General features: G+C 31.1%; 26 protein-coding genes and 7 pseudogenes. 30 read left to right on the top strand and 3 right to left on the bottom strand.

The window, feature by feature from the left end; genetic code table 11:
• The first annotated feature begins 21 nt into the window (after positions 1–21).
• Positions 22–975 (top strand): 3-hydroxyacyl-CoA dehydrogenase, encoded by a 954-nt coding sequence (locus tag C8269_RS03750; RefSeq protein ID WP_106460497.1) that lies wholly within the window; start codon positions 22–24, stop codon positions 973–975.
• 428 nt (positions 976–1403) lie between these two features.
• Here the strand turns inward: C8269_RS03750 and C8269_RS03745 are convergent, their stop codons facing one another.
• Positions 1404–2579 (bottom strand): IS110 family transposase, encoded by a 1176-nt coding sequence (locus C8269_RS03745; protein WP_106460496.1) that lies wholly within the window; start codon positions 2577–2579, stop codon positions 1404–1406.
• 465 nt (positions 2580–3044) lie between these two features.
• Here C8269_RS03745 and C8269_RS03740 point away from each other — a divergent pair, with 465 nt between their 5' ends.
• The 13 genes and pseudogenes from C8269_RS03740 to C8269_RS03670 all read left to right on the top strand — a co-directional run bounded on the left by C8269_RS03740 (position 3045) and on the right by C8269_RS03670 (position 12958).
• Positions 3045–4865, top strand: coding sequence for a recombinase family protein (locus tag C8269_RS03740; RefSeq protein WP_106460495.1), 1821 nt, complete (start codon positions 3045–3047; stop codon positions 4863–4865).
• Positions 4813–5103: an RNA methyltransferase gene (locus C8269_RS03735; RefSeq protein WP_106460494.1), complete on the top strand. Its 291-nt coding sequence runs from the start codon at positions 4813–4815 to the stop codon at positions 5101–5103. Before C8269_RS03740 ends, C8269_RS03735 begins: the two co-directional genes overlap by 53 nt.
• A 357-nt stretch (positions 5104–5460) precedes the next feature.
• Positions 5461–6410, top strand: a pseudogene (locus tag C8269_RS10985) (IS3 family transposase); the annotation flags it as partial.
• A gap of 397 nt (positions 6411–6807) precedes the next feature.
• Positions 6808–7287 carry a Csac_0668 family 2Fe-2S cluster-binding (seleno)protein gene (locus C8269_RS03720; protein WP_000700631.1) on the top strand — a complete coding sequence of 160 codons (480 nt, stop codon included), beginning with the start codon at positions 6808–6810 and terminating at the stop codon, positions 7285–7287.
• Between the two features lie 316 nt (positions 7288–7603).
• On the top strand, positions 7604–8311 hold the full coding sequence (locus C8269_RS03710; protein ID WP_106461124.1) for a hypothetical protein: 708 nt from the start codon (positions 7604–7606) through the stop codon (positions 8309–8311).
• Between the two features lie 357 nt (positions 8312–8668).
• Positions 8669–8827 (top strand): hypothetical protein, encoded by a 159-nt coding sequence (locus C8269_RS10980; RefSeq protein ID WP_234025828.1) that lies wholly within the window; start codon positions 8669–8671, stop codon positions 8825–8827.
• A gap of 422 nt (positions 8828–9249) precedes the next feature.
• A complete protein-coding gene (locus C8269_RS03700) occupies positions 9250–9471 on the top strand; it encodes a DUF3784 domain-containing protein (RefSeq protein ID WP_106460492.1) in 222 nt (73 codons plus the stop codon).
• A gap of 593 nt (positions 9472–10064) precedes the next feature.
• Positions 10065–10358, top strand: a complete 294-nt coding sequence (locus tag C8269_RS03695; RefSeq protein WP_234025827.1) for a hypothetical protein — start codon at positions 10065–10067, stop codon at positions 10356–10358.
• Between the two features lie 91 nt (positions 10359–10449).
• Positions 10450–11592 (top strand): AlbA family DNA-binding domain-containing protein, encoded by a 1143-nt coding sequence (locus tag C8269_RS03690; protein WP_106460491.1) that lies wholly within the window; start codon positions 10450–10452, stop codon positions 11590–11592.
• Between the two features lie 63 nt (positions 11593–11655).
• A pseudogene (locus C8269_RS03685) lies at positions 11656–11967 on the top strand (23S rRNA (uracil-5-)-methyltransferase RumA); the annotation flags it as partial.
• 65 nt (positions 11968–12032) lie between these two features.
• Entirely contained in the window at positions 12033–12227 is a 195-nt protein-coding gene (locus C8269_RS10975; RefSeq protein ID WP_442778134.1) for a CD1845 family protein, read from the top strand.
• A gap of 70 nt (positions 12228–12297) precedes the next feature.
• Positions 12298–12443, top strand: a pseudogene (locus tag C8269_RS03675) (DUF3847 domain-containing protein); the annotation flags it as partial.
• Positions 12444–12463: 20 nt separating this feature from the next.
• A complete protein-coding gene (locus C8269_RS03670) occupies positions 12464–12958 on the top strand; it encodes a hypothetical protein (protein ID WP_106460490.1) in 495 nt (164 codons plus the stop codon).
• A gap of 343 nt (positions 12959–13301) precedes the next feature.
• Here the strand turns inward: C8269_RS03670 and C8269_RS03665 are convergent, their stop codons facing one another.
• A complete protein-coding gene (locus tag C8269_RS03665; protein WP_106460489.1) occupies positions 13302–13730 on the bottom strand; it encodes a Dps family protein in 429 nt (142 codons plus the stop codon).
• A gap of 323 nt (positions 13731–14053) precedes the next feature.
• On the opposite strand from C8269_RS03665, the pseudogene C8269_RS03660 reads away from it, so the two are divergent.
• The 12 genes and pseudogenes from C8269_RS03660 to C8269_RS10970 all read left to right on the top strand — a co-directional run.
• Positions 14054–14326: pseudogene (locus C8269_RS03660) on the top strand (DUF3847 domain-containing protein).
• 404 nt (positions 14327–14730) lie between these two features.
• Positions 14731–15147 (top strand): hypothetical protein, encoded by a 417-nt coding sequence (locus C8269_RS03650; protein ID WP_106460488.1) that lies wholly within the window; start codon positions 14731–14733, stop codon positions 15145–15147.
• Positions 15148–15149: 2 nt separating this feature from the next.
• The gene (locus C8269_RS03645; protein ID WP_106460487.1) at positions 15150–15353 is read left to right on the top strand and encodes a helix-turn-helix transcriptional regulator; all 204 of its coding nucleotides are present in this window, start codon (positions 15150–15152) and stop codon (positions 15351–15353) included.
• Positions 15354–15927: 574 nt separating this feature from the next.
• Positions 15928–16509 (top strand): urease accessory protein UreE, encoded by a 582-nt coding sequence (locus C8269_RS03635; protein WP_234025826.1) that lies wholly within the window; start codon positions 15928–15930, stop codon positions 16507–16509.
• A complete protein-coding gene (locus tag C8269_RS03630; protein ID WP_106460485.1) occupies positions 16502–17206 on the top strand; it encodes an urease accessory protein UreF in 705 nt (234 codons plus the stop codon). Before C8269_RS03635 ends, C8269_RS03630 begins: the two co-directional genes overlap by 8 nt.
• 8 nt (positions 17207–17214) lie before the next feature.
• On the top strand, positions 17215–17826 hold the full coding sequence (ureG, locus tag C8269_RS03625; RefSeq protein WP_106460484.1) for an urease accessory protein UreG: 612 nt from the start codon (positions 17215–17217) through the stop codon (positions 17824–17826).
• A complete protein-coding gene (locus C8269_RS03620) occupies positions 17826–18641 on the top strand; it encodes an urease accessory protein UreD (RefSeq protein WP_106460483.1) in 816 nt (271 codons plus the stop codon). The genes ureG and C8269_RS03620 overlap by 1 nt, the downstream gene beginning before the upstream one ends.
• Entirely contained in the window at positions 18632–18934 is a 303-nt protein-coding gene (gene ureA / locus C8269_RS03615) for an urease subunit gamma (protein WP_004816472.1), read from the top strand. Before C8269_RS03620 ends, ureA begins: the two co-directional genes overlap by 10 nt.
• Positions 18935–18943: 9 nt before the next feature.
• Positions 18944–19327: an urease subunit beta gene (gene ureB, locus C8269_RS03610; protein WP_106460482.1), complete on the top strand. Its 384-nt coding sequence runs from the start codon at positions 18944–18946 to the stop codon at positions 19325–19327.
• Complete coding sequence (gene ureC / locus C8269_RS03605) at positions 19328–21049, top strand: urease subunit alpha (protein WP_106460481.1); 1722 nt, start codon at positions 19328–19330, stop codon at positions 21047–21049. It abuts the gene before it with no gap.
• 352 nt (positions 21050–21401) lie between these two features.
• Positions 21402–21641, top strand: a pseudogene (locus C8269_RS03600) (type IV toxin-antitoxin system AbiEi family antitoxin domain-containing protein); the annotation flags it as partial.
• Positions 21638–21778, top strand: a pseudogene (locus C8269_RS10970) (nucleotidyl transferase AbiEii/AbiGii toxin family protein); the annotation flags it as partial. The pseudogenes C8269_RS03600 and C8269_RS10970, both read left to right, overlap by 4 nt.
• Before the next feature lie 727 nt (positions 21779–22505).
• Here the strand turns inward: C8269_RS10970 and C8269_RS11065 are convergent.
• A pseudogene (locus C8269_RS11065) lies at positions 22506–22633 on the bottom strand (LDCC motif putative metal-binding protein).
• Between the two features lie 303 nt (positions 22634–22936).
• Between C8269_RS11065 and C8269_RS03585 the strand changes: the two are divergent.
• From C8269_RS03585 to C8269_RS03570, 4 genes are all read left to right on the top strand, one after another.
• Entirely contained in the window at positions 22937–23395 is a 459-nt protein-coding gene (locus C8269_RS03585; RefSeq protein WP_321161875.1) for an ArsR/SmtB family transcription factor, read from the top strand.
• 61 nt (positions 23396–23456) lie between these two features.
• Positions 23457–24530, top strand: coding sequence for an ACR3 family arsenite efflux transporter (gene arsB / locus C8269_RS03580; RefSeq protein ID WP_106460479.1), 1074 nt, complete (start codon positions 23457–23459; stop codon positions 24528–24530).
• 2 nt (positions 24531–24532) lie between these two features.
• On the top strand, positions 24533–25528 hold the full coding sequence (locus tag C8269_RS03575; protein WP_106460478.1) for a permease: 996 nt from the start codon (positions 24533–24535) through the stop codon (positions 25526–25528).
• Between the two features lie 62 nt (positions 25529–25590).
• Positions 25591–25965 (top strand): thioredoxin family protein, encoded by a 375-nt coding sequence (locus C8269_RS03570; RefSeq protein ID WP_106460477.1) that lies wholly within the window; start codon positions 25591–25593, stop codon positions 25963–25965.
• Positions 25966–25967 lie beyond the last annotated feature (2 nt).

The raw sequence follows: 25967 nt of genomic DNA, 5'->3' as shown, positions 1-25967 counted from the left end.
AACATAGAAGGAGATTATATTATGGAAATTAAAAAAGTTACTGTTGCAGGCGGTGGAGTTTTGGGAGCTCAAATTGCCTATGCCGCTGCCTTTCATGGTTTTGACGTTACTATATGGGGAAGAAGCGAAGGTTCGATTGAAAGAGCTAAGCCAAGGATTAACAAGGTATATGAGACTTATACGAAAGAATTGGAACTTGCACCAAGATACATCGGAGCAGAATTCCCAAACTATCCTAGGTCATTTTTTGATGATGTTAAGGATATAAATTTAGAAAAGATCGAAGAGTTAAAGAAAAATAACGAAAAAGCCTACAAAGATTTAAAATATACAGTCGACTTAGAAGAGGCCTTTGCTGATGCTGATTTAGTTATAGAGGCTATAGCAGAGAAAGTTGACGAGAAAAGGGACTTTTATGAGAAGATTAAGGATATCTTAAAGGATGACGCAATACTTGCTTCAAACTCTTCAACCTTTATGCCATCAATGCTTAAAGACTTCACTGGAAGAGAAGAAAGATTCCTTCACTTACACTTCGCAAACAGTATTCATAGACAAAATCTAGCAGAAGTTATGGGTCATGACACTACAAGTAAGGAAGTGATAGATACTGTAGCTCAATTTGCAAGAGATATAGGAATGTATCCTGCTATTATAAAAAAAGAGAATCCTGGCTATATCTTAAACTCAATACTCGTTCCTCTTTTAGATGCAGCTCTTGCTCTTTACGGAGATGATATTGCAGAGCCAAAAGATATAGATATGGACTGGAAGATTGGATCAGGTTCACCAAAGGGGCCTTTCGAGATGATCGATATCATAGGAATTACTACCGTAATTAATGTTACAAGCACTAGGGAAGATGCTAAAGATCCATCATCTCCTATGGGCAAGGCTCTAAAGAAACTTAAAGAAAGGGAAGCCAAGGGACTTAAGGGAATTGAGACAGGAGAAGGCTTCTACAAATACAGATAAATTAATAATGCTTCTGAGCTTAAGTCTTGGGAGCATTTTTATTGTCCACTTAAGTGAGTTGAGCGAACGAAAGAGAGCGAAACAATAAACCACCTGCTATGCAGGTGGAGGGATTAAGCTTTAGCTTCAAGCACCAAGAAAACCTCCTTAAAGTATAATTGTGATAGTCACATGCACAATTAAACAAGACCAGCTATCAAATGTCAAGAGAAAATAAAAAATAATTAATCTTGTAATTTATGGCACATCAAATAAGCCTAAAAATTAGGCTTAGAAAAACTAAATAACAACTAAATATTCGGTATGTAAGTTTTGTTANAAACAAGACCAGCTATCAAATGTCAAGAGAAAATAAAAAATAATTAATCTTGTAATTTATGGCACATCAAATAAGCCTAAAAATTAGGCTTAGAAAAACTAAATAACAACTAAATATTCGGTATGTAAGTTTTGTTATCTCTTAAAACAGCAAAAATTATGTTAGTAAGTTTTCTAGCAACTGCACCAATAGCTGTACCATGCGCCTTACCCCTTTGTCTAAGCTTTTGATAATAAACAGACAAAGCAGGATCTTTAAAAGCAGCAACACTAGCAGCAAGCCAAATAGCACGTCTAAGATAAGGAGAACCACGTTTAGAAATCTTAGTATCAGTAGCATTAAAATTGCCAGATTGCTTAACAGCAACATCTAAACCAGCATAAGCAACCAACTGATTAGCTCTCTCAAAACGAGAAATATCACCAATTTCTGAGAAAATAGCAGCACCTAAGACATCACCAATACCGGTGATAGAAGTAATAACAGGGCATAAAGAATTAATCATAGAAGAAATTTCATCTTCAATATCAGCTATCTGATCTTCAAGAAAAGAAATTTGAGCAATAATCTGTTTAATTTGAAAAGAAAAAGACTTTAAAGCAAACTTAACACCAAAAGAATTAGAAGCCTTCTCTTTAATTTCTTTAGCCTTATCAATACCAAAGCGACCCTTACTACACTTAGACAACATCTTAGCAAGCTCATCAGCAGGAATAGAAATCATATCCTCAGGCAAAGGATACTTACTCAAAAGCTCCTTAGAAGCCACACCATAAATATTAGAAAAAAGCGAAGAATACTCAGGGAAAACCTGATCTAAAATACAAACAAGCTTTCTCTTCCAATCAGAAGCTTCATCAACAAGAGCAAACCTGAACCTAGAAAGATTTCTTAAAGCAAAAGTATCCTCATCAGAAAAATGAGAAACAGAAAACTCACCGAACCTAAGAATTTGAGCAATAACAAAAGAATCAACAGAATCATTCTTAGTCTGTCTAATATACATCTTTCTAAAAGCATCAGATTGAATAGGGTTAATAACAACACAAGAAAAACCTAAATCAATTAAGAAAGAATAAAGCGAAAGCCAATAATGGCCAGTAGCTTCCATACCAATAATACAGTTGTTAGAATCAATCGAAAAAGAGGAAATAAATTTCTGAAACTTCTCTAAACCCCTAATAGAATTAGAAAAAGAAAAGGACTCAGAAACAATTTTCCCATCAGAATCAATTATTGAGGCTTCGTGGTTTTTCTTTGCAATATCAACACCAATGTAAAACATAAAATCACCTAGCTTTAATATAAATTTAGATAGAGAAAGGACCCTCAAGAACTTTACGACAATCAAACCTCGTTAGACATACAGCAACGAAATGCGCTATCCAGCTCATACTGATAAAGACGTAAAGAAGAGGCGTAACCCTAATTTAGGAAGACTAGCTTCAAGGAGGTTAACTACGACCTCTATCTATACAATTATTATCCCATAAGAAAGTGGGATAGAGAACAAAATGTAGTATTTATTACTACAACTATAATATACGAGGAGGTTATTATGAAGCAATAAAAGTTTATAGCATGAGAGTTGCTATGTTATGTAGACTTTATGATCTTAAATTAATTAATGATAAGGAATATACAAAAATTATGAACAGGTTAGAAAATGATTATAAGAAGATGAATAGAAAGTAGTTAATCTTGTGATATAATAACACTGTAGAAAGATACAAAATGGGAAGGAGGTAAAATGAATACTAAAGTAAAAGTAATAAAAGCTTCAAATACTGGAGCAAGAAATAGAAATGCACTAGATTTAGATTTAAAACGTGTTGCAGCATATTGTCGAGTAAGTACAGATAGTAAAGACCAACTTGAATCATATAAATCGCAAGTTGATTATTACACAAATCTAATAAAAAATAATAAGAACTGGACTTTGGCTGGTATATATGCAGATGAAGCAACAACAGGAACAACTGCAACTAAAAGAGCAGATTTCATGAGACTAATAAGTGATTGCCAAAATGGAGATATAGACATGATAATTACTAAATCTATATCAAGATTTGCCAGAAATACATTAGATACTTTAAAGTATGTAAGACTATTAAAGGAAAACAATGTTGGTGTAGTATTTGAAGAAGAAAATATAGATACTTTGACAATGGATGGAGAGTTACTATTAACAATATTAAGTTCAGTAGCTCAACAAGAAGTAGAAAATACCTCAGCCCATGTAAAAAAAGGACTGAAAATGAAAATGGAAAAAGGGGAACTTATTGGTTTTCAAGGTTGTCTTGGATATGATTATGACCCTACAACAAAAAGTATATCTATAAATGAAGAAGAAGCTAAAATTGTCAGATATATCTTTAAAAGATATTTAGAAGGCAATGGTGGTTCGGTCATTGGTAGGGAACTAGAAGAACAAGGATATCTCACCCCTAGAGGTAAAACAAAATGGTCTGATACTACAGTGTTAGGAATAATTAAAAATGAAAAGTATATTGGAGATATACTAATGGGAAAGACCTTTACAGTTGATCCCATAACAAAAAGAAGACTAGCGAATTTTGGAGAATCTGATAAATATCATATTGAAAATCATCATGAGCCAATTATATCAAAAGAAGATTTTGAAAAGGCACAAGAGATTAGACTCAGGAGAGCACAAAACAGAAACACTATTGCTAACAAGGATAGAAAAAGAGAAAAACTATCAAGACAATACGCTTTTTCTAGTATGCTGGAATGTGGATTTTGTGGAGAAATACTTTCAAGAAGAACTTGGCACACAAGTTCAATTTATAAAAAAATTAACTGGCAATGTGTAAAGTCAACAAAAAAAGGTAAAAAATATTGCCCTCATTCAAAAGGAATACAAGAAGCAGCAATAGAAAAAGCATTTGTTGAAAGCTATAGGCAATTATGCCATGCAGATTCAACAGTAATAGATGATTTTTTAAAAATTGTAGAAGAAGAAATAAATGATAATACTTTAGTCAAAGATTTGAAAAAGTTAGAAAACCAATTAAACAGAATCATTAGTCAAGAAAGAAAGTTAGTTGATCTTCATTTGGAAGATAGTATAGACGAAGAAGTTTATGCTAAAAAGTATAAAAAACTTACAAAACAAAAAGAAGAATTACTTGATGAAAAGAAAACCCTAGAGCTAACTATCAAAGATGAAAACTCTATTAAAGAAAGACTAAAGCAATTTAAAAAGGTCTTAGAAAACAAAGAAATTATAGAGGAATTTAACAGAACAGTATTTGAAAGCATTGTTGATAAAGTCGTAGTGGGTAGAATTGACAAAGACGGAACAGTTCATCCATATGACCTGACATTCTATTTCAAAACAGGAGTTAAAGATAGTCAAGATTCTAATAACTTTAAAGATAAAAGAAAAAATGCTAAAGATAATGATATTAATAAATTGTGCTCCTACAAGAATGACGAGGAGAATAAATTATGTTCCCAAGCAAAAGACAACGCATGTGGAGACGGTAGCTCTGTTGTCCAAACTAAATACAGAACATCATTTAGATATAGAAATAGGGGAAGATGAATTATCTGAAATTGACTTTTCAAAAGACGCAACTTATGGAAAAATTAAAAAGTATGTGTTAGATAAATACGGACTAAAAGTTTCAAGCCTATATATTGCACAAATAAAAAGGAAACATGGTCTAATAGAGAGAGAAAATTATAATTTTAGTAAGAAAGAAAATCAAAGAGTGTCAAATTGCCCAGAAGAAAAAGAAAAAGCAATCGAAGATGCTTTAGAGCATTTTGGAATGATTTAAATAATATCTAAGATTGAAAATTTTAAAATTAAGACTTAAAAACTTTAAGATTAAAAAGATATGTACTTCTTATATAACCTAAGAAGATTAATTGAAAATCAGGGGAACGATGATGGTAAAATAAAAAATTTTAACAACTAAAGAAGAATTAGGCATTATTGCCAAAGAGGTTTTTATGAAGTTAAAAACACTGAAAAAGACTTGTTAGAATTGAAAATTTTAGATCATTGTGCAGGGTTTCGTGTCATAATAGTGATAGAGGCAAATAGTTATGTAAATATAAAGAGTTCAAGACTTCTACCAAAGTTTAAAACTCAAAAAATAAATAGTTGGTGTTCTGCTTAGAGTAACCATTTTGATAATGTGGATGCGAAACAAAAAGAGATAATCAGACTTCGTAAAAAATTGAAACAGGTTGAAATGGAGAATGATATTTTAAAGCAAGCTGCACTACTGTTAGGCAAAAAATAGACCTCATTATCTCGAACCGAGATAAATATAGCATTAGTGCAATGTGTAGACTACTTGGGGTCACAAGAAGTTTAGTCTATTATCATTTGAACAAAGAAAAAGATGTGAAATTAGATGAAGATGAAAAACTAATAGAAGAAATAAAAGAAATATTCAGAAGAAGTAGAAACAACTATGGAACACGCAAAATAAAAAAAGAACTAGGGAAAATTGGATATAAAATATCGAGAAGAAAAATAGGCCGAACAATGAAAAAAAATGGCCTAGTCTCAAACTATACAGTAGCACAATATAAAGTAATAAGATCCAAATGCAACGAAGAAGACATCCCTAACCTTTTAAATAGATAATTTGACAATAGAGACTATTTAGAAGCAATAGTAAGCGATCTAACATATGTAAGAGTAGGAAAAACATGGAATTATATATGTTTAATAATAGACTTAAACAGTCGTGAAATAATAGGATACTCATCAGGTAAAAACAAAGATGCAAATCTAGAAGCAGAAGCATTTTACTCAATAAGGCAGCCACTAAATCGTATAAAAATATTTCACACAGACAGAGGAAGAGAATTTAAAAATATAAAAATAGAAGAAATATTAAAGGTATTTGGGATAAAAAGATCGCTAAATAAAAAAGGAAGCCCATATGATAACGCAGTAAGCGAAGCAGTCAATAAAGTAATGAAGACAGAATTCATATATCAGGAGAACTTTACTAATTTCCAAGAACTTAATCTAAAATTAGCAGAATACGTATATTGGTATAATAACCTAAGAATTCATGGATCTTTAGGATATAAAACACCAGTAGAATATAGAAAAGCAGAATAAAAAGCTCTGGAAGTTTCATAAATTAAATAAAATATATGAACAGACTGTCAAGGGCAAATTTCAACGAAATTTGGGCGAAGCCTTTACCCTTGATTGTCTGAGAATATATTTTATAATCTAAAGAAACTTTCAAGCTTGATAATGTTCGGTTATAAATTGTCTAAAAAAGGGTTGCCATTCCATGTATTTGGGTTCATTAGAAGAATGCCGACAATGGGTAACATGACGCTGATGTGTTTATACACAAAAAAGCTACACGTGCGTTGGCTGACAACAGGGAGCTAAGTAAATTAACACCAGCTAAAATGTTTGACGCTATTAATAAATGACAAGTATATGAAATTGGTTTTACCTAGTTTAAAAAAGAAATTATAATGAAAATATGGAGGCTAAGAATATGAAGATTAATAATGAATGTTGTTGTGGATGCAAAACAGAAAAGCCGGATCAAATTAAAGACAATTGTCCTGTATGTAATAATGAAGGGATTTCCGTTAGTAAAGTAACTGTTGAACATCTAGTGGTAGATGATTATCGTAATGCTGTTAACGGAGATCAATATAAGATTTGCATGAACGAGGACTGCGACGTTGTTTACTATAACTTAGATAATGAAATAAAATTCTTGAAAGACCAAGTTAGAGTTCCTATCTGGTTTAAGAAAGATGCAGATCCTAAGTATGCTTGTTATTGTAGCGAAGTCACAGAAAATCAGGTAATTGAAGCAGTTGTAAAGCATGGCGCGAAATCCGTAAAAGAAGTAAATGCCATCACTGGGGCAATGAAAAATTCTAATTGTAAAGAAAACAATCCGTTGGGAGTTTGTTGTCATAAGATTATTCAGGAAGCTATCGATAAAGGCTTGAAAATGAAATAATTACAGTCGATATGTTCCTACAAACGAGAGCCAATCTTTGATATGTTTCCATCTACGAGCGTGGATATGTTCCCCATAACCATAGGGGTTGAGACTGTAGTGTTGATGTCAAGAATCGAAGGGAAATATCTTAAAAAGAAGGGCAATACTGTTTTTTGTAGCCTGAATAATTTAAGTTATTAAAAATAGTAGATATTGAAAAATAGATTATTAATTAATAATTACATAGGTAGTTAGTGAGTATAACATTATTGAGGTGATTCCTATTAAATATGTCATAAATAATATTGAATTTGTTATTTCTACATGTATATCAGTGCTAGCTATAATTGTTTCAGCAGTTGTTGCTAAAAATATACTAAAAAAAGAATTGAAAGAAAATAGAAAATTAGAACTTGAATTGAAAAATGCTGAAATTTTACAACAAGTAAGAAATTATAAAAACACATTAGTAATAAGACAAATAGATAACATGATAGAAATTTCTTTTGAAATAATTGATTATTTAAATGAAATTGAGAAGTTAAAGTTGTCAAATAAACTCTTTTATTTATTAGAAGACATTTCAAAAATTTCAACTAAGATTAAAAGGTATGATTTATTTCGTGAATTTATCGCTGATTATAGATTAAATACTATAAATAAATACAACTACCTTATTAAAAAAATAAATATAAAGAAACATAGATTTAAATTGTTAGAAAATACTATTGAGTTCAACAAAGTTAAGATATCAATTGAACTTCCAAAATTTGAAGAATTAATAGATTATATAATGCGTGATACTAAAATTTGCCAAAATATAATTTTAGAAACAAACAAGCTAGAGAAAAATCCATTAACTACTGATGATGACAGAATAAAATATATGAATGAAAAAATTGAAAATGAATTAAAAAATAAATTTTTTTCAGAAAAAAATAGTTATGAGATCTTATATAATCAAATGTCATACGTAATAAGATCATTATATAAATTGCAACCAGTGATATCTGAATTTATTATTGATTTTGAGGAAGACTAAAAATATATATGAGCATTTATTAATATAAAGGTTTAGGAAATGTTTGTGGATGGAAGCAATTATTTTTTTATCATCAATACTATTATATTAAATTGTGACATGGAAACTATGAAATTAAATTCTTTAAGATTTATGTATATTTTATTTAAACATTCGATTTCAAGCATATGTACAACTTAATTTTAAGTAATGCTAATGTAATAATAAAATAAATGAAAGACATTTGTAATAAGTATTTGTAATAGTAATCAATCAACCGATATTCTATAACGGCGAATTAAAAGAAATAATAAAAGAGAATATAGAAAAAGCCATCACAGGTTATAGAAGTGGTCAGATAGAAGAAATAGACAAAGAATGCTGAAGGTTCAAGAAGATTTTTTAAAAGTAGCTAATGCCAAGAAAGACTACACAGACCTTACAAACAGGGTGGAAGATTTAAGAAATGAAAAAGAAAAGATACTTCTAAATGTGGCGAAGGAAAAGAATGAACAAAGCAGACTAATGGAATTATAAGAGTTTTTAGACAATCAAAAATTAGAAATAGAAAGCTATGATGAAGAATTAGTAAGGAAATTAGTGGAAAAGATAGTAATTTATGAAGAAAATTTAAAAGAAGTTTTTAAATCTGGACTTGAGGTTGAGATAGAAAATTGACAAGAATTAAAAGTAAATATACAATATATTTAACATTACCCGATACGACCCTTATCAATGCGAACCATTGTTAGTGTATAGTATTGTTGTCAAGAAAATAGTATAAGTGTTGATTAAAGTGATAGAATAGTTAGTTTTTAGGATATAACTAATCATCAGTAAAATTTTTATGGATATATATAGGGAAAAATAAGGATATTCAAAATATAAGTAAATTACAATTTAATTTTTGAGAAATGATAAGAAGATTTGTTAACATAGGAAGTTTTAAGAGGTGCTTAATGAATTTACTAAAGATAATACTTATAATAGTGGGAGTAATTTTTACTACATTTGGATATTTGATTTATTTTAAAGAAAAATATAATTTGATTAACGGTTTTGAGGTAGATTATAAATCTGGAAGAAAGACAGAATCCTATGCTAAAAAGGTAGGATTGATAGAACTTATCATTGGCATTATCCTTATTTTAATTGGGATCTGGGTAATTATCATTAAATAGTGCCTCCTCTTTGTCTAGCTATTAATTTTTGAGGTGGTCGAAATAGATAACTAATTATATATAATTAGTTTGGAAAACTTATATGAGGAATAGAAGATTTGAAAATAGATATAAATATGTATTATAATACTCAATAGTACCCGACACGTCTCTTAGTATAATGCGAGCCAAGTCGGGTCTTTTCGTTATAAGAAGAAATAATGTGAAGAAATCTCATTAATCTCCCACATATGTAGGCAAGTGAAAATTTTATTGTTCTATAGAATAGAATAAAAGATGGCCTTATTAATTAGATTCGATGGTTTACCTAAGTTGTTTAAAAGCATGGGTAGTATGGATAGAGAATAGATGATTTTTATATAAATAGAAAGAAGATATAGTGAAATTATAGTCTTTTAGGTTTTGATTTTAAAATCTAAGAGACTATTTTTATGCTCATAATAATTTATGGAGCTAACAATATTAAAATTTAAATTATGAATTCATTTTATTATGTCTTAGATTAATTAAACTATATAAAATCAACTAAAGGGAATATTGAAAAAGCCATCACAGGTGATGGAATTAGCCAGATAGATGAAATAGACAAAGAAATGTTGAAAGTTCAAGAAGAGCTTTTAAAAGTAGCTAATGCCAAGAAATACTACACAGACCTTTCAAATAAGGTAGAAGAATTAAGGAATGAAAAAGAAAAGATACTTCTAAATGTGGCGGAAGAGAAAAATATACAAAGTAGATTAATAGAATTAGAAGAGTTTTTAGAAAAACAAGAATTAGAATTAGAAATAGAAAGTTATGATGAAGAATTGGTAAGGAAACTAGTGGATAAGATAGTGGTTTATGATGAAAAACTAAAAGTAATATTTAAATCTGGACTTGAGGTATAGATTAATTGGTAAACAGCGCATTTTATTGGGCTGTTTTTGATTTGCTTACAAATGGTATAATATAAATAATAAATATTGGTGGAGAAGGTATATGGTTGAACTAGAAGAAATATTGGAATTGATGAATCTTAGGCAAGAAGGTGGGTACTGGGATTTTAAGAAAGAATGGTATAAATCTGATAATAAAGGAAAGCAAGACTTACTTCATGATATTATTTGCATGTCTAATAATTTAGATAGTAGAGACGCTTTTATAATAATAGGTGTCAACGAAGAGGATAATTATACTGTTAGAGATATAAGTGAAGACGATGGAAGAAAAAACACTCAAAACATAGTTGATTTTCTAAAAGACAAAAAATTTGCGGGTGGTTTAAGACCAACGGTATATGTAAAAAGCTATCAAATATCAGGTAAAACAATTGATGTAATTGTGATATTGAATGACAATAATACACCATATTATTTGACAGATAACTTTCAGGGAATTAGAGCAAATCATATTTACACGAGAATTCAAGATACTAACACGCCTATAGATAGATCAGCAGATTTAGATAAAGTTGAATATTTGTGGGAAAAACGATTTGGACTAACACAATCTGCTATAAGTAGATTGGAGATATATTTAGAAGATTATGAAAACTGGGTTGATGGACCTTATGGAGAGATGCAAAAATATTATAAATATTTTCCTGAGTTTACAATCAATTATGATTTTAACGATATGAAGGATGGAATTGAGTACTATTTGTTTTCACAATATGATCAAACACCAAGCTGGATAGATATTAATTTTTATTACCATCAAACATTGTTAACTAGTATTGTAGGAAACTCTTTAGACGGTGGACGTTATGTTACGCCTAGTCCAAAAGTTGATTTTATACAAATAAATGATAATGAAAGTGAAGACGTATCCTATTGTTATTTTACAAAAGGAAGTTTTTTATATAAGTTAAATGAGTTTTTTTATCAGCAAGAAATCAGTAGTGAGTATGCAAGAACCAGACTATTTGGTGTTCTTCTATTATTTGAATCGGAAAATGAGAGAATGATATTTAAAGAATATGTTAAGAAAAATTGGTACAAAAGAGATGGATATTTAAATAATGTAAATATTCCATATATTCCGAATTTCCCTCAATACAAAGAGGGGGCATTTGTTGAAGAATATGAAAATGCAATAGTTCTCAATAAAATGTTAGAAGAATTTAGAAATAGTGCAGAATAAATATGTTCCCACATACGTGGCTTTCTTAAAAAATTAAAATTTATCCATACTGACCACTCAAGCCATGTGGAGACGGTAGCACTTTTGTCCAAACTCGATGTCGATAAACATATAGACGTTGAAATTGAGCTGGATGAGATGGATTTGACAAGTGCTGAAAGTAAGGCAACATATGCCCAAATCAAAGAATATGTTTGGAATAAATTTGAATTAAAAGTTTCGACATTATATATTGCACAGATAAAAAAGAAATGTGGAATAGAATTACGAGAACATTACAACAAGTCTAAAAAGGAGAAACAAATTATTCCACAGTGTACGCCTGAAAAAGAAGAAGCCATCATGGATGCTTTGAGACACTTCAAAATGATTTAATAGAAAAGAATGACAGCATATGACTTTCTGCATTTATTACATTTCTACTTGGTATTGGAACCGCGTTGTTGTATATCATTATGGTGTTCTGCTTATTTTGGGCGTTATTTTCTTTTATTCAAGGAGAAGTCGGAATAGGTATTTTTGGCTTGGTTATTGGTTTCCTATTTAGTCCTTACGGACTTCCGATAGTAGGAGTAAATGTGATAGCGTTTATTGAATTGATAAATGATAAAATTAAAGCGGTTTGGATAAATTAGTATTTGTCAAGGAGGGAATATGGATTTTAGTAGGATGATTCCTGAATTATCAGTTTTTGATATTAATCTGAAAAGAACTCATAGTCTAATAACAAGAGGAGCAATCTTAGAAAGCCTTATAGAAAATGTAGAAGATTTAACAGATGAAGAAATAAAAATCCTAGAAAAGCAACAAAGACAAAAGAATTTAAAAAAACACCTAGAATAATAAGATAAAGAGGAGGTAAACTAAATTGATGAAAACACTTGGCATGTTAACAATCATCTGCTTAACAGCATCAATTATGATGGTGAATTTTATACTTATTATACCGAAATTTGGCTCGAAGCATTTCGGTGCACCCGATGATATCAAAGCTATGATGAGTAAGTTGCCAGATAAACCGATTTGGGTCAATATATTAGGCGGACTTATCATGATACTTGGATTGCTAACCATTGCAGCCGTCCTAGTCTGGGCAATTGTTGATACAGTAAAATTTAGTTTAACTTTTCAGCAAGCCTTTGTTAGATTTTTAATACTATTTGAAGGATATAAGCTTTTTGATATTATCTTTTTTGATTATCTCATGCTTACCAAGTTAAAATTGCCGACTAAAGTTTACCCAGAGACGGTTGGTGCTAAGGGGTATGATAATTTTGGATTTAATGTGAAAAGTCAGGTTGCAAAAATTATAATCTTCTTTTTCGTGAGCCTAATTTTGGCATATTTACTTACCGCTTTGGTTTAACTAAAAATACATAACTTGTAATGTTCAATTCAACTTATTGGCTATTTGTTTTAAGGGGCTGTAGCTTAAAAAGAACCAATTATCAGAAATAGATATAAGCCATGAACAGTTATATGAAGATAGGTTAGAGGGAAATATAAGTGAAAGAAACTTCAATTTAATGAATGCGAGAATATCTAAAAAACAAAACAAGAACCATTACTATAGGAATGGCTAAATACTGACACAAAAAAATGTATCAACCTTTGCCCTTTTATCAGGATTTAGGTTGATACACAAAATCATTTACAGACCCTAATTATAGGATGACAGTAATTCAAAGTTCTGCAATAGCTTATTTTGCCTATTTAAGACTTGATTCCACAAACCAAATTTGTTTGTTATAGTCCTCTATATGATTTTCCATAACATTAGCTACAGGGAAATTATCAGCTTCATCTGCTTCTTTTCTAATCTCTAGTGCGAGTTCTTTTTGAAGTTTTATGTCAGATAGGACTATTTCTAATGCTTCTTTAATAGATACTTCTTTAGAAGTTTTAATCTCTTTGATTGTAGAAATTTCTAAATATTCTTTTAGATTAGCAACTGGAAATTCTCCAGACATTCTGATAAGCTCAGCAACTTCATCAAGTCTTTCACCAGCCTTATCATATTCAGATTCAAGATACTCATGTACAGATACAAATTGAGAGCCTACGATATTCCAATGTAGATTATGGATTTTAATGTTTAGTACTGCAAGATTTGCAAGATATGTGTTTAATTTTGTCATTTTATTCCTCGCTTTCAAATAATTTTAATTATCATTATCATTATATACAATAATAAAAAACAAGTCAAGTCTATAATATTGAATAAAATTTACTAGCAAATATTTATTATTTCATCCTAATGTCGTAAAAATGAACAGAAGAAAATTATTTCAGAGATACAAAATCACATCATGCAACAAAAAGGAATAGATAGAAAGATAGAATCTATACAAAAGGAAGTATCAGATATTATCGAAAAGAGTATTATATAAATTTAATAGTGAAACTTAGGAAGAGATAGCAGAAATGTTATCTCTTTTTTAATACAAGAAAGGAGTTTTATATGAAAAAATTAGAACAAATAAGACAAGTGTCAAAAAAATAAAAGATAAAATTGACGATACAGAAGAAAGATTAAGACAACTGAAAAATCAAGAAAAGAAAATATTAAAAGGCTCTTTGTCAAATCGTGTTGGTAAATAAAAATCAACCAAATTCTTAATCAGGGATAGAAAATTCAGAAGAATTAACATATGAAGAAATAAAAATCCTACTAGAAAAAGCAAAAAAGACAAAAGAATTTAAAGAAACACTAAAAATAATGAGCGAAAATTAAAAAAAATAAACAGGAAGATTTTTACAATTAGCATACTGCATAACTTATTTTATTTAAAATTTTTAAGAAATATCTGAAAGAATACTTAGGAGAAAGCAAGATATTATATATATCCCAATGGAAATCGTAACTTGCCACTATGAAGAAAGAGAAAATAACCTTTACAATCAAATATTAGGGATATGAGAAGAAGTTGAACAAGCAGAAAAAGTTAAGACTTGCATAGAGCCGTTACAGGAACAAGAAAAACGACTATCACAGGTAAAACAGAACGAGTTAGACCAATAAAAAACAAAAGTGAAATATTTATAACTTAAGCATTGACATCAAGTTTTTTGTGTGATATGTTAATAACATTAAGTTAGAAATATATCACTTGAAATTATACGTAAGGAGAATTTGACATGAAAAACAAAGTATCTATACGAGAAGTTGTTGCAACAAAAATTATTATTGCAATTTTAATTGCGGGATATTACTGGTTGTGGAGCAGAAGCGACTATCAGCCTGAATACCAACAGTTTTCAAGCTATTGGGGTTTTATTCTATTTTTGATGCTGATAGTGCATTATTTTAGAGTAAAAAAGTATAAGAAAGAATACTTTGATGAATTTGCGGAAAAAAATCTACACAGATGTGATTCAATATGCTTAAAAATTTTTTGCGTGTTAATGGTTATTATAGCATATTTAGGAGGGATTTTAGGTCATGTAAACGGAATTTCAACAGCGTTGATGGGATGGCTAATTATTGGAACAGTAATTACAATTACAATACTTCGTACGATTATGTTTATAATTATGGATTCTAAAGGGATATAATTGTGGCACTAATAACTAAAGTTAAGGAATATAGAGAAAAGGAAAAATATAAACAATCTGAACTTGCGGAAATGGTAAATGTCAGAAGAGAAACTATTGTACATCTTGAAAATGGAAAATATAATCCGTCATTAAAATTAGCTATGGATATTGCAAAAGTGTTTGATGTTAGCGTAGAAGATTTATTTGAATTTACAGATGATTGAGGCACACAATTTAATTTAGGAAATATAATATGCAATTCACAGGATTGCAATGGGACGATATTGATTTTGATACGGTCGAAGATTTAGATAAATATGAATGGTAAAAATATCTTGCCCCTATTTTGGTTATAAACTTAAAAAATACTCCTGAGAAGACAACATCAAAGGATTCTGAAATAGATAAGTTTTCAAAAGAAGACAGAGAATATATAAAAAACAAGCTGAAATATATAGACCAGACCTTATCATTTGTGGAAGAACAGGAGATATATTCATTGAGAACATTCTTGATTTAGATACTAGTTCTTGGATTTATATTTCTTACTATTTGAGTTTTTTAATATAATCATCATGAAAACCTGGGGTCTCTTTGTTATAATTACAATTTGGGAGGTATTGTTAATTATCCTATGAAAAATTAACCGTATATGGATGTATTCTATATGCGGTTTTTGTCTGGGAAATTTAGCTAAGATTGTTTTCAAAAAGTAGAATAAAGAAAATTACACTTTATAAAATGCAAAATCATTGTTTTTTTTGTTTTAAGGGGTACTATTAAGTTTGTAAAAAAGGGGTGAATAAATTGATAATAGAAAAAATTATTGGAAATGTTTTTGATATAAATGAAGAAAATTTAATAATCAACTGGCTTAATATGCCTTACGACCATGCCCACAAGAAAATTCAAAGATTTGAATATGAGGGTCTGGATTTGGGTCTAAAGCTTTCTGAAGAAGATAGACAAAGAGGTCTAAAGCATGGAGATATAATTTATCGAGAAGCTAATGTAATTTATGCTATCAATATCGAAGAGCTAGAATGCTTAAAGCTCTCCATAGATGATACCAAGTTCTTTGTTAACTTGGCATATATTATTGGCAATCGTCATGCAAAATTATACTGGTCAGAAGATGGCGAATCTTTAATAACACCATATGAGAAGACCCTAGAAGATATGCTAAAGACTGTAGAAGGGATAAAGATGGATAAGGTCATGGCTAAATTATTGCCAAAAAACAACTTGATGGCAATTCTACCTCAAGGTCAAGTAGTAGATCATCATAGTCACGACCATGACCACGATCACGACCACAATCATGATCACCATCACCATCACGATCACGACCACAATCATGACCACCATCACCATGAATAGAAAAAAATATGAAGAAGAGCTCATCCTCCTCCAATTAAATGATAGTCAATTTCCTATAGGTTCTTATTCTCATTCTTATGGACTCGAAAATTATATCCTAAAGAATTTGATTAAAGATTCGAAAGATATAAAAAAATATTTAATTAACTATTTAAAAACTAGCTTCTATTATAATGACCTTTTAGCTGTATATCTAGCTTACAATTATTTTATAGAAGGAAAAAAAGATGAGCTTTTAGATTTAAATATGAGATTACAGGCTCAAAAAAGCCAAAAAGAGTTAAGGGAAGCTTCAGAGAAGTTAGGCTCAAGACTTATATCGACAGTTCATAAGATGGACATAGCTATGCCAGAACAATACTATGACTACCTAGATTATCATAAGAAAAATGACATTATCATCCATCACTCAGTCGCCTATGCTCTAATTACAGCAAGTCTTGATATTGATTTGACCGCATCTCTTTTGAGTTTTGCTTTTAATATGGCACAGAATCTAGTTATTACAGCGGTTAAGACTGTTCCTATCAGCCAGTTTGATGGGCAGAAAATCTTATATGAAATATATGATTTGATAATAGATTTAGTTACAAAGATAGATAAATTGGATGAGGAGTATTATTTTACTTCATATCCAGGTGTAGAAGTTGCTTCAATGCAACATGAAGTATTATATTCAAGACTTTATATGTCTTAGGGAGGCTTATGGATTACGTAAAAATCGGTGTCGCAGGCCCTGTTGGCTGCGGAAAGACACATTTGATAGAAAAACTAGTAGAAGAATTCAAAAAAGATTACAAGGTAGCAGTAGTTACTAATGATATATATACAGAAGAAGATGCAAACTACCTAAAAGATCAGGGGATTCTTGAAAGAGATAGGATAAGAGGAGTAGAAACTGGAGGATGTCCTCATACAGCTATAAGAGATGATGTTTCTATGAACCTTGAAGCTTGTGAGGATTTAGTCAGAAATTTTAAGGATATAGAAATAATCTTTATCGAAAGTGGTGGAGACAATCTATCAGCAACCTTTAGTCCTGACCTTGCAGATGCCACCATCTTTGTAATAGATGTAGCTGCAGGTGGGGATATACCACGAAAAGGAGGCCCAGGAATTTTAAGATCAGATCTTCTTATCATAAACAAAAAAGATTTAGCTCATTATGTTGGCGTTGACCTTGAAGCTATGAGAAAGGATACCCTAGCCCAAAGAGGAGATCGTCCATTTATTTTTACTAATATCAAAAATGGCGATGGCCTAAATGAGGTCTATGACTGGATAAGAAAGCAAGTCTTATTAGAAGATTTAAAATAATGAAAAAAACATACGCAAGAGCCAGCAGATTATATTTAGAGTTTGAAAATAAGGATGATACAACAATCCTAAAAGATATCTACAATTCGCCACCATTTCTACTTATGCATACATTTAAATATGGAGACTTTACCAAGGCTATGATTATGAGCTCAAGCCCAGGTATCCTGGAAGGCGATGTGCAAGAAGAAAAATTCTATGCAAAAAAGAATAGCAAGGTCTTGCTTTCTTCTCAATCATACGAAAAAGTTTATAAGATGAATAAGGATTCTTTCGCAAGTCGTAGGGTCGAAATTCGTGGAGAAGAAAAGTCTGACTTTATTTTTAAACTTTTACCCATGATTCTCTACAAGGATGCAGATTTTAGGGAGGTTATCAAGGTCGATTTAGAAAAAGATGCCAGGCTTATTTTTTCTAACTGCTTTGTAGCTGGTAGAGTTGGCAGGGGTGAAAGTTTTGAATTTAAAAGCTACAAGACTAATCTAGATATCAATCTTGATGAAAAACTTATTTACACCGAAAAAAACCTCATAAGGCCAAGAGAACAAGAGATAAATGAACTTGGCCTGATGGAAGGCTATGACCACTTTTTGTCTATGGTTGCTATAAATTTTTCCAATGAAGATAACATTGGCGAAATCCGCAAAATAATTGAAAAGCATAGCCAAAAAAGAGGCCTAAAAGGTGGGGCAAGTTTAAGTTTTAGAAATGATATTCAAATCAGGATTTTGGGCAAGATGGGCCAGGATCTAATAGAATGTGAAAAAGAAATAATAGATTATTTAATTGAAAAAGGGGGAAGGATATGCATTTAGTACCAAAAGATATTGAACGCTTGATGATATTTACAGCTGGAGAAGTTGCCAGAAAGCGTAAAGAACGTGGACTTAAATTAAACTATCCTGAAGCAGTCGCTCTAATCAGTGCCGAGCTTTATGAAATGGCTCGTGATGGCAAGACTGTTTCAGATTTGATGCAAGAAGGCAGGAAGATTCTAACTAGGGATGATGTCATGGAAGGTGTCCCTGAAATGATTAAGGATGTACAAATAGAAGCCACATTTCCTGATGGAACCAAGCTTGTAACAGTTCATCAACCAATAGTGTAGGAGGCAAAAATGATTCCAGGTGAAATTTTTTATAAAGACGAAGATTTAATTTTAAATGAAGATTTCGAAGCTATTGAAATAAAAGTAACAAATACTGGAGATAGGGCCGTACAAATCGGTTCTCATTTTCATTTTTTTGAAGTGAATAGATTTTTGAAATTCGATCGTAGCATGGCCTTTGGCAAAAAGCTAGACATTCCTGCAGGAAATGCTATTAGATTTGAACCAGGTCAAACCCATAGGGTTAGATTAATAGATATCGGCGGAAATGGAAGGGTGATCGGCTTTAACGGACTCACAAATGGTGTAGCCCATGATATAAAAAAAGATGAAGCCATGAAAAACTTAGTTCAAAAAGCCTACGCTAATATTAATAGTGATGGAGAGGAATAGATGTCATTTAAAATCTCAAGAGAAAAATACGGGTCTATGTATGGGCCAACTACAGGCGATAAAGTTAGACTAGCAGATACAAATATTATAATAGAAATAGAAAAAGATTATGCAATTTATGGAGATGAATCAATCTTTGGTGGTGGTAAGACTGTAAGAGATGGTATGAACCAATCTTCAACTGCAAGCTATGCCTCAGGAACTTGCGATACAGTAATTACAAATGCGATTATCCTAGACTATACTGGTATCTACAAGGCAGATATAGGAATTAGGGATGGTATTATTACAGGAATAGGCAAGTCAGGTAACCCTGATATGAACGATAATGTCAACCCTGGTCTTGTAATAGGGGCAAGCACTGAGATAATCTCAGGCGAAAATAAAATCGTAACCGCTGGAGCAATTGACACCCACGTTCATTTTATATCAGCCGATCAAGCAAATACCGCTCTAGCAGGAGGAACTACTACCCTAATCGGAGGCGGAACAGGCCCTGCTGATGGAACAAATGCTACAACCTGTACTCCAGGCCCTAACCACCTAGAAGCTATGCTAAAATCAGTCGAAGGATATCCAGTAAATGTTGGACTATTAGGTAAGGGTAACTGCTCAAGCAAAGAGCCACTTTATGAACAAATAAAAGCAGGAGCTTGCGGACTAAAGATTCATGAAGACTGGGGAGCAACAAGAGCCGTTATAAATGCCAGCCTTGAAGTTGCTGATGAGTACGATATTGCAGTTGCCATTCATACCGACACCCTTAACGAAGGTGGTACAATCGAAGATACCCTAGATGCTATTGGTGGTAGAGCTATACATTTCTTCCATACTGAAGGAGCAGGAGGAGGACATGCACCAGATCAAATAGTTGCAGCAGGATTTAATAATGTCTTTCCAGCATCAACAAATCCAACCATGCCTTTTACCATAAACACATCAGATGAGCACTTGGATATGGTTATGGTTTGTCACAATCTTGACAAAACCATAGAAGAAGATGTAGCCTTTGCTGACTCAAGGATTAGACCGGAAACAATAGCTGCAGAAGATGTTCTCCAAGACATGGGAGTATTCTCAATAATGTCTTCAGACTCTCAAGCCATGGGTAGGATAGGAGAAGTTGTCATGAGAACATGGCAAACAGCATCAAAGATGAAGGACCAACGTGGAGCCCTTAAAGAAGATGAAGGAAATAATAACGATAACTTTAGGGCTAAAAGATATGTAGCCAAATACACTATAAATCCAGCCATAGCCCATGGAGTATCTGAATATATTGGTTCAATCGAAGTCGGTAAACGTGCAGACCTAGTCCTTTGGGAGCCAAAATTCTTTGGAGTTCGTCCAAAACAAATACTAAAAAATGGGTTAATAATAATGGCACCATCAGGAGATCCTAACGCATCCATACCAACACCACAACCTGTTATATATAGAAGAATGTATGCAGCCATTGGCGGAGGAATCGGAAACTCTTGCATGACCTTCGTTTCAAAAGCAGCCTATGAAGCAGGCATAAAAGAAAAGCTGGACCTAAAAAGAATGGTACTACCTGTTCATAATTGTAGAAACATCGGCAAAAAAGATATGAAACTAAACTTCGAAACTCCAAACATTAAGGTAGATCCAGAAACTTATGAAGTAACAATTGAAGGAAAGAAAATCTCATGTGATCCAGTAGACAAGGTCGCCCTAGGTCAATTATACAACTTATTTTAAAATAAATATTAGAGCTTAACAAGAACCCCAAAATACTTACTAGAGATGTAGAGGTCTTAGGGTTCTCCCTAACAAGGTAAAAATTAAAAAAATGGAGCATGCCATAAAGGTCTGCTCCATTAATTTTTTCGTAAGTGTCCGTACATTTACTGTGATTGCTTCTTTCAAAGCTCATTTCAAAGTTTATATATTTTTTCAAAAAATACCGTAATTATAATTTGGTTATTTTTTATTGTTAGAATTGATTACATAAGAAATGGAGGAATAATATATGGAAATTATGCTTGAAACAAGAAATTTAACAAAGAAAATCAAATAACAAATGATACTTGAAAATGTATCAATTAAAGTAGAAAAAGGAAAGACAAAAATAAAATCACCACAAGGCAATCTTATTCCAGTTTATGATATAGATCTAACAATTTGCGATATAATAATCGACAGAGAAAAAAATAGATAAGCAGATTTTCACAGAAGCCATAAAAAGATACTTTAAATCACCAAATAAAAATCTAAGACGACTCATAAAATACAGTAGACTATTTAAAAAATAGAAGATGAAATTAGGAAATATATGGAGGCATTATCGTGATTAATATCGAGAGTATAAAGGGCAAGATAAAAAGCCTAGCAGAGAAGAAAATTTTAAAGTCGCAAGAAGTTCTGAAAATATATTTTTTCGAAAGATTTTTAGAAAGACTATCTAAATCAAAGTACAAAAATAATTGGTACTGTCAAATTTTTTGAATCTGTAAATAATTTTGTGCATAAACCTAAATCCTGATATAAGGATAAGGGTTAATACATTTTTTATGTATCAATATTTGTCAATTCCTATAGGAATGGAGCTTGTCTTAATTTTACTTGGGCTTAATAAACTGTCGAATTTTCATGAAATTTGCAGCCGATTTCATACTAAGTTTTTATCTTAATTAAAACTTCCTTCAAAAAATATTGATAATTGGAATAAGATTTAGTCCCAGCGACGGATCCTATAGGTCCACTTACTTGAGGCATCTACCATTGCTAGATACAAGCTTTTTGTAGTGCGTAGTCATTTGAAAATATTGTCATGTTTTTAGTAACTTTTCTTAATTGCCTATTGAAGTTTTCCATGGCGTTTGTTGTATCTTAGTTTTCTTATTCCTTATGGATATTTAAAATATGTGAATAATTCTGCCAAGTTATTTTTCTAAAAGTTTACACACATTGGGTATTTTTACCCCATTTTTCTTTAAAGATGTCTAAATTTGTTAAGTCTAAGTCTTCTGTTGGTACTTTGTACACTGCTTTTAGGTCTTTCATTAATTTTTTTAACATGTTTGCTATTTTGCTTCTTTTTGTTTCTGTTTTTTTCTTGGCATAAAAATTCCTCCTGATTAGTTTTTACTTACCCTAATCAGGAGGTTTCTATACACAAAATTTTACACAGTCTCCGCCATGGTCATTTTTTTCTTTATTTATATTCTCTTTTGTTCATTGAACAACAATCTAATCTTTCATTTCCAAAAGTTTTTTATTTTCTTTTGCTAGATTTTCCAAGAATTTTTTCCACCTATTTTTTATTGATTCAAAGATTTTCATATTTTACCTCCTCGGGTAATTATTTGTAATTTTTCTACAATAATAATATTCATACCAGAAAAAATTATTTTTTCAATTTTTTATATTCCTTTTTTCTATCCCATAATTAAAGACATGTGGAGACTGTAGTATTAATGTCAAGAAATTTAGTTGATAGGCTATAATTCTGTTGAAACAGGTGGCTTTTAGGATCTTTATAAGAAATCTTAAAGGCCTAATTTTTTGCTTTAAATTCTACTTGGGTCGAACATTACATTGGTAAATTTTTACAAAGTCTAAATAAATTGTAATATTTTAAGTGAAATGAAGAAAATAACACAAGTTTATAGAGATAAATTGGTTGAGATGGTGGAAAGGAAGAATAAAAATTATTTAAGAGATAGGAAAAAACACATTGACAATCTTCTATATGAATTGTATAATTTTATACGAAAAGATGAAGGAGGTTACATGAAGAATAAATATATAGATCTATCAAAAAAATTAAAAGTTTTGAGTGATCCAAAAAGATTAGAAATTATAGACATGTTATCTTGCGATGAGCTCTGTGCCTGTGAGATATTAGAGAAATTTGATATAACACAACCAACCCTATCTAATGATATGAAAAGATTAGAGGAGGCTAATCTAGTTATTAGTCGAAGAGAAGGAAAAAACATATATTACATTGCCAATAAGAAGATTTTAAATGAGATGCAATCCGACTTAAAGGAAATATTTGATAACGGAGAGGGATGTATTTGTCACAATTGGGATAAGTAATTTTTTTGTACCATACATAGAAATATTTGAATATGTCTATACTAAAGGAGGATGATGAACTATGGAAAAAAATAAGAATGAAGGAATTAATGTATTTCAAAAATACCTAACTTTATGGGTATTGTTTTGCATGATTGTTGGGGTACTTATAGGAAAATATATACCTATAATCCCATCTGCTTTAGGTAAAATTCAAATTGCTGGTATATCTGTGCCGATAGCGATATTAATTTGGATTATGATTTATCCAATGATGATGAAAGTAGATTTTCAAAGTATTAAAAGAGTTAGAGAAAATCCAAAAGGTTTGTTTGTAACATGGGCTGTTAATTGGCTAATAAAACCATTTACTATGTTTGGAATAGCTTATTTGTTTTTCTTTATTATGTTTAAAAATATCATTCCTAATGATTTGGCAGGTGATTATTTAGCGGGAGCTGTTTTGCTCGGAGCTGCGCCATGCACTGCTATGGTTTTTGTGTGGTCGACTCTTACAAAGGGTGACCCTGCTTACACTGTGGTTCAAGTAGCCACAAATGATTTAATAATTTTAATTGCTTTTGTACCTATAGTGAAGTTTTTATTAGGTGTGTCTAATGTTGTAGTACCATATAGCACATTATTTACTAGTGTGTTTTTATTTGTTGCTTTTCCATTATTAGGAGGTGTTATCACAAGGAAAACAGTAATTGATAAAAGAGGAAAGGATTATTTTGAAAAACAATTTTTAAGTAAATTTGATGGAATGACAACAGTTGGACTACTATTGACTCTAATAATTATATTTTCTTCACAAGCAAATGTAATTTTAGAAAACCCATTTCATATTTTATTGATAGCTATTCCACTTACCATTCAAACTTTCCTAATTTTTACTATTGCCTATGGTGTAAGCAAAAAAGTAGGCTTACCTTTTGAAATAGCTGCACCAGCAGGCATGATTGGAGCTTCAAATTTCTTTGAATTATCTGTAGCTGTTGCAATAGCAATATTTGGGATGGATTCACCAGTTGCATTAGCTTGCACAGTAGGTGTTCTTACTGAAGTCCCAGTTATGTTATTCTTAGTAAATATTGCTAATAACACAAAACACTGGTTTTTAGAAAATCAAGAATATAACGTTTATGGAGTTTAGGTATGTGGAGTTTTATTCAAGATCAAATTCTAGGTATGAAATGGCTCAATGAATTGATAGGAAAAATATTGACAAATCTTGGCCTTGATATAAGCACAAAACTTGGAGGAAGTTTACAATTTTTCGTATATGATGTTATAAAAATTACAATATTACTTTGCGTGTTAATTTTTATAATTTCTTATATACAAAGCTATTTCCCACCTGAAAGAAGCAAAAAAATTCTGGGACGTTTTGATGGATTGTGGGCAAATATTATATCTGCTTTACTAGGCACAGTAACACCTTTTTGTTCATGCTCTTCAATCCCTATTTTCATGGGCTTTACAAGTGCTGGTTTGCCTATTGGAGTGAGTTTTTCATTTTTAATATCTTCTCCAATGGTTGATTTGGGTAGCCTTATTTTACTAATGAGCATCTTTGGAGGTAAAATAGCCCTAGCATATGTAGTCTTTGGGCTAATTATTGCTGTAGCTGGTGGTAGCCTTATTGAAAAACTGCATATGGAAAGTTATGTAGAAGATTTTATAAAAAATGCTAGTCAAGTTGATATTAGCTCTCCAAGCTTAACAGTAAAAGATAGGGTTGATTTTTCTAAAACTCAAGTCAGTGATACTTTCAAAAAAGTTTTCCCTTATATTTTAGTAGGTGTGGGCATTGGGTCATTGATACACAATTGGATCCCTCAAACTTGGGTGGAAAATATCTTAGGAAGCAATAATCCATTTGGAGTGGTTTTGGCAACTATTGTAGGAATACCAATGTATGCTGATATTTTTGGAACTATACCAATAGCAGAAGCTCTATTGGCAAAAGGCGCCCAACTTGGAACCGTCCTATCTTTTATGATGGCAGTTACTACACTAAGCCTACCATCATTGATTATGTTAAAAAAAGCAGTTAAACCTAAGCTTTTATTCCTATTTATAGGAATTTGTATTTTTGGCATAATTGTTGTAGGTTACTTATTTAATATTATTAGCCCTTTTTTAATATGACGGGGAAGTAAAATGAAATAATTAATAAGAAAGAAAAAATATATATGGATTAAGGAGGAAAAATGAGATTATTTGGTAAAAAAGAGAAAAACTGTACTTGTGGAGGAAATTGTGAGCCTGTTAATAATAAGGATGTTAAAAAATCAACTTGTTGTGATGTAAATTACTCGTCAGATAATATAGAAAAAGCAGAAGAAAAGGGGATAAAGATATTAGGTTCTGGTTGCGCTAAGTGTATTGCTTTAGAAAGATCAACTAGGGAAGCACTGGCTGAACTTAATGTTGAAGAATCAATAGACCACATTACAGACTTTTCTCAAATCGCAAGTTATGGAGTTATGTCTACTCCAGCCTTAGTTATAAAGGGAAAAGTTGTATCATATGGCAAAGTTTTAAACAAGTATGAAGTAAAAGAATTATTAGAAAAAATGGTGTAAAT

The organism is Anaerococcus sp. Marseille-P3915 (assembly GCF_900258475.1).
Taxonomy (GTDB): Bacteria; Bacillota; Clostridia; order Tissierellales; family Peptoniphilaceae; genus Anaerococcus; species Anaerococcus kampingae.
The sequence above is the reverse complement of the archived record's forward strand: the minus strand, read 5'-3'. Positions and strand labels throughout refer to the sequence as shown.

Excerpts from the sequence above, each read along its gene's own strand:
- C8269_RS03620 (WP_106460483.1), top strand. The coding sequence starts at position 17,826 with ATGAAAAAAACATACGCAAGAGCCAGCAGATTATATTTAGAGTTTGAA.
- C8269_RS03630 (WP_106460485.1), top strand. The coding sequence starts at position 16,502 with ATGAATAGAAAAAAATATGAAGAAGAGCTCATCCTCCTCCAATTAAAT.
- C8269_RS03700 (WP_106460492.1), top strand. The coding sequence starts at position 9,250 with ATGAATTTACTAAAGATAATACTTATAATAGTGGGAGTAATTTTTACT.
- C8269_RS10980 (WP_234025828.1), top strand. The coding sequence starts at position 8,669 with ATGCTGAAGGTTCAAGAAGATTTTTTAAAAGTAGCTAATGCCAAGAAA.
- C8269_RS03750 (WP_106460497.1), top strand. The coding sequence starts at position 22 with ATGGAAATTAAAAAAGTTACTGTTGCAGGCGGTGGAGTTTTGGGAGCT.
- C8269_RS03695 (WP_234025827.1), top strand. The coding sequence starts at position 10,065 with ATGTTGAAAGTTCAAGAAGAGCTTTTAAAAGTAGCTAATGCCAAGAAA.
- ureC (WP_106460481.1), top strand. The coding sequence starts at position 19,328 with ATGTCATTTAAAATCTCAAGAGAAAAATACGGGTCTATGTATGGGCCA.
- C8269_RS03720 (WP_000700631.1), top strand. The coding sequence starts at position 6,808 with ATGAAGATTAATAATGAATGTTGTTGTGGATGCAAAACAGAAAAGCCG.
- C8269_RS03670 (WP_106460490.1), top strand. The coding sequence starts at position 12,464 with ATGAAAACACTTGGCATGTTAACAATCATCTGCTTAACAGCATCAATT.
- C8269_RS03690 (WP_106460491.1), top strand. The coding sequence starts at position 10,450 with ATGGTTGAACTAGAAGAAATATTGGAATTGATGAATCTTAGGCAAGAA.
- ureA (WP_004816472.1), top strand. The coding sequence starts at position 18,632 with ATGCATTTAGTACCAAAAGATATTGAACGCTTGATGATATTTACAGCT.
- arsB (WP_106460479.1), top strand. The coding sequence starts at position 23,457 with ATGGAAAAAAATAAGAATGAAGGAATTAATGTATTTCAAAAATACCTA.
- C8269_RS03745 (WP_106460496.1), bottom strand. The coding sequence starts at position 2,579 with ATGTTTTACATTGGTGTTGATATTGCAAAGAAAAACCACGAAGCCTCA.
- C8269_RS03570 (WP_106460477.1), top strand. The coding sequence starts at position 25,591 with ATGAGATTATTTGGTAAAAAAGAGAAAAACTGTACTTGTGGAGGAAAT.
- C8269_RS03575 (WP_106460478.1), top strand. The coding sequence starts at position 24,533 with ATGTGGAGTTTTATTCAAGATCAAATTCTAGGTATGAAATGGCTCAAT.
- C8269_RS03585 (WP_321161875.1), top strand. The coding sequence starts at position 22,937 with ATGAAGAAAATAACACAAGTTTATAGAGATAAATTGGTTGAGATGGTG.
- C8269_RS03740 (WP_106460495.1), top strand. The coding sequence starts at position 3,045 with ATGAATACTAAAGTAAAAGTAATAAAAGCTTCAAATACTGGAGCAAGA.
- ureG (WP_106460484.1), top strand. The coding sequence starts at position 17,215 with ATGGATTACGTAAAAATCGGTGTCGCAGGCCCTGTTGGCTGCGGAAAG.
- C8269_RS03650 (WP_106460488.1), top strand. The coding sequence starts at position 14,731 with ATGAAAAACAAAGTATCTATACGAGAAGTTGTTGCAACAAAAATTATT.
- C8269_RS03665 (WP_106460489.1), bottom strand. The coding sequence starts at position 13,730 with ATGACAAAATTAAACACATATCTTGCAAATCTTGCAGTACTAAACATT.
- ureB (WP_106460482.1), top strand. The coding sequence starts at position 18,944 with ATGATTCCAGGTGAAATTTTTTATAAAGACGAAGATTTAATTTTAAAT.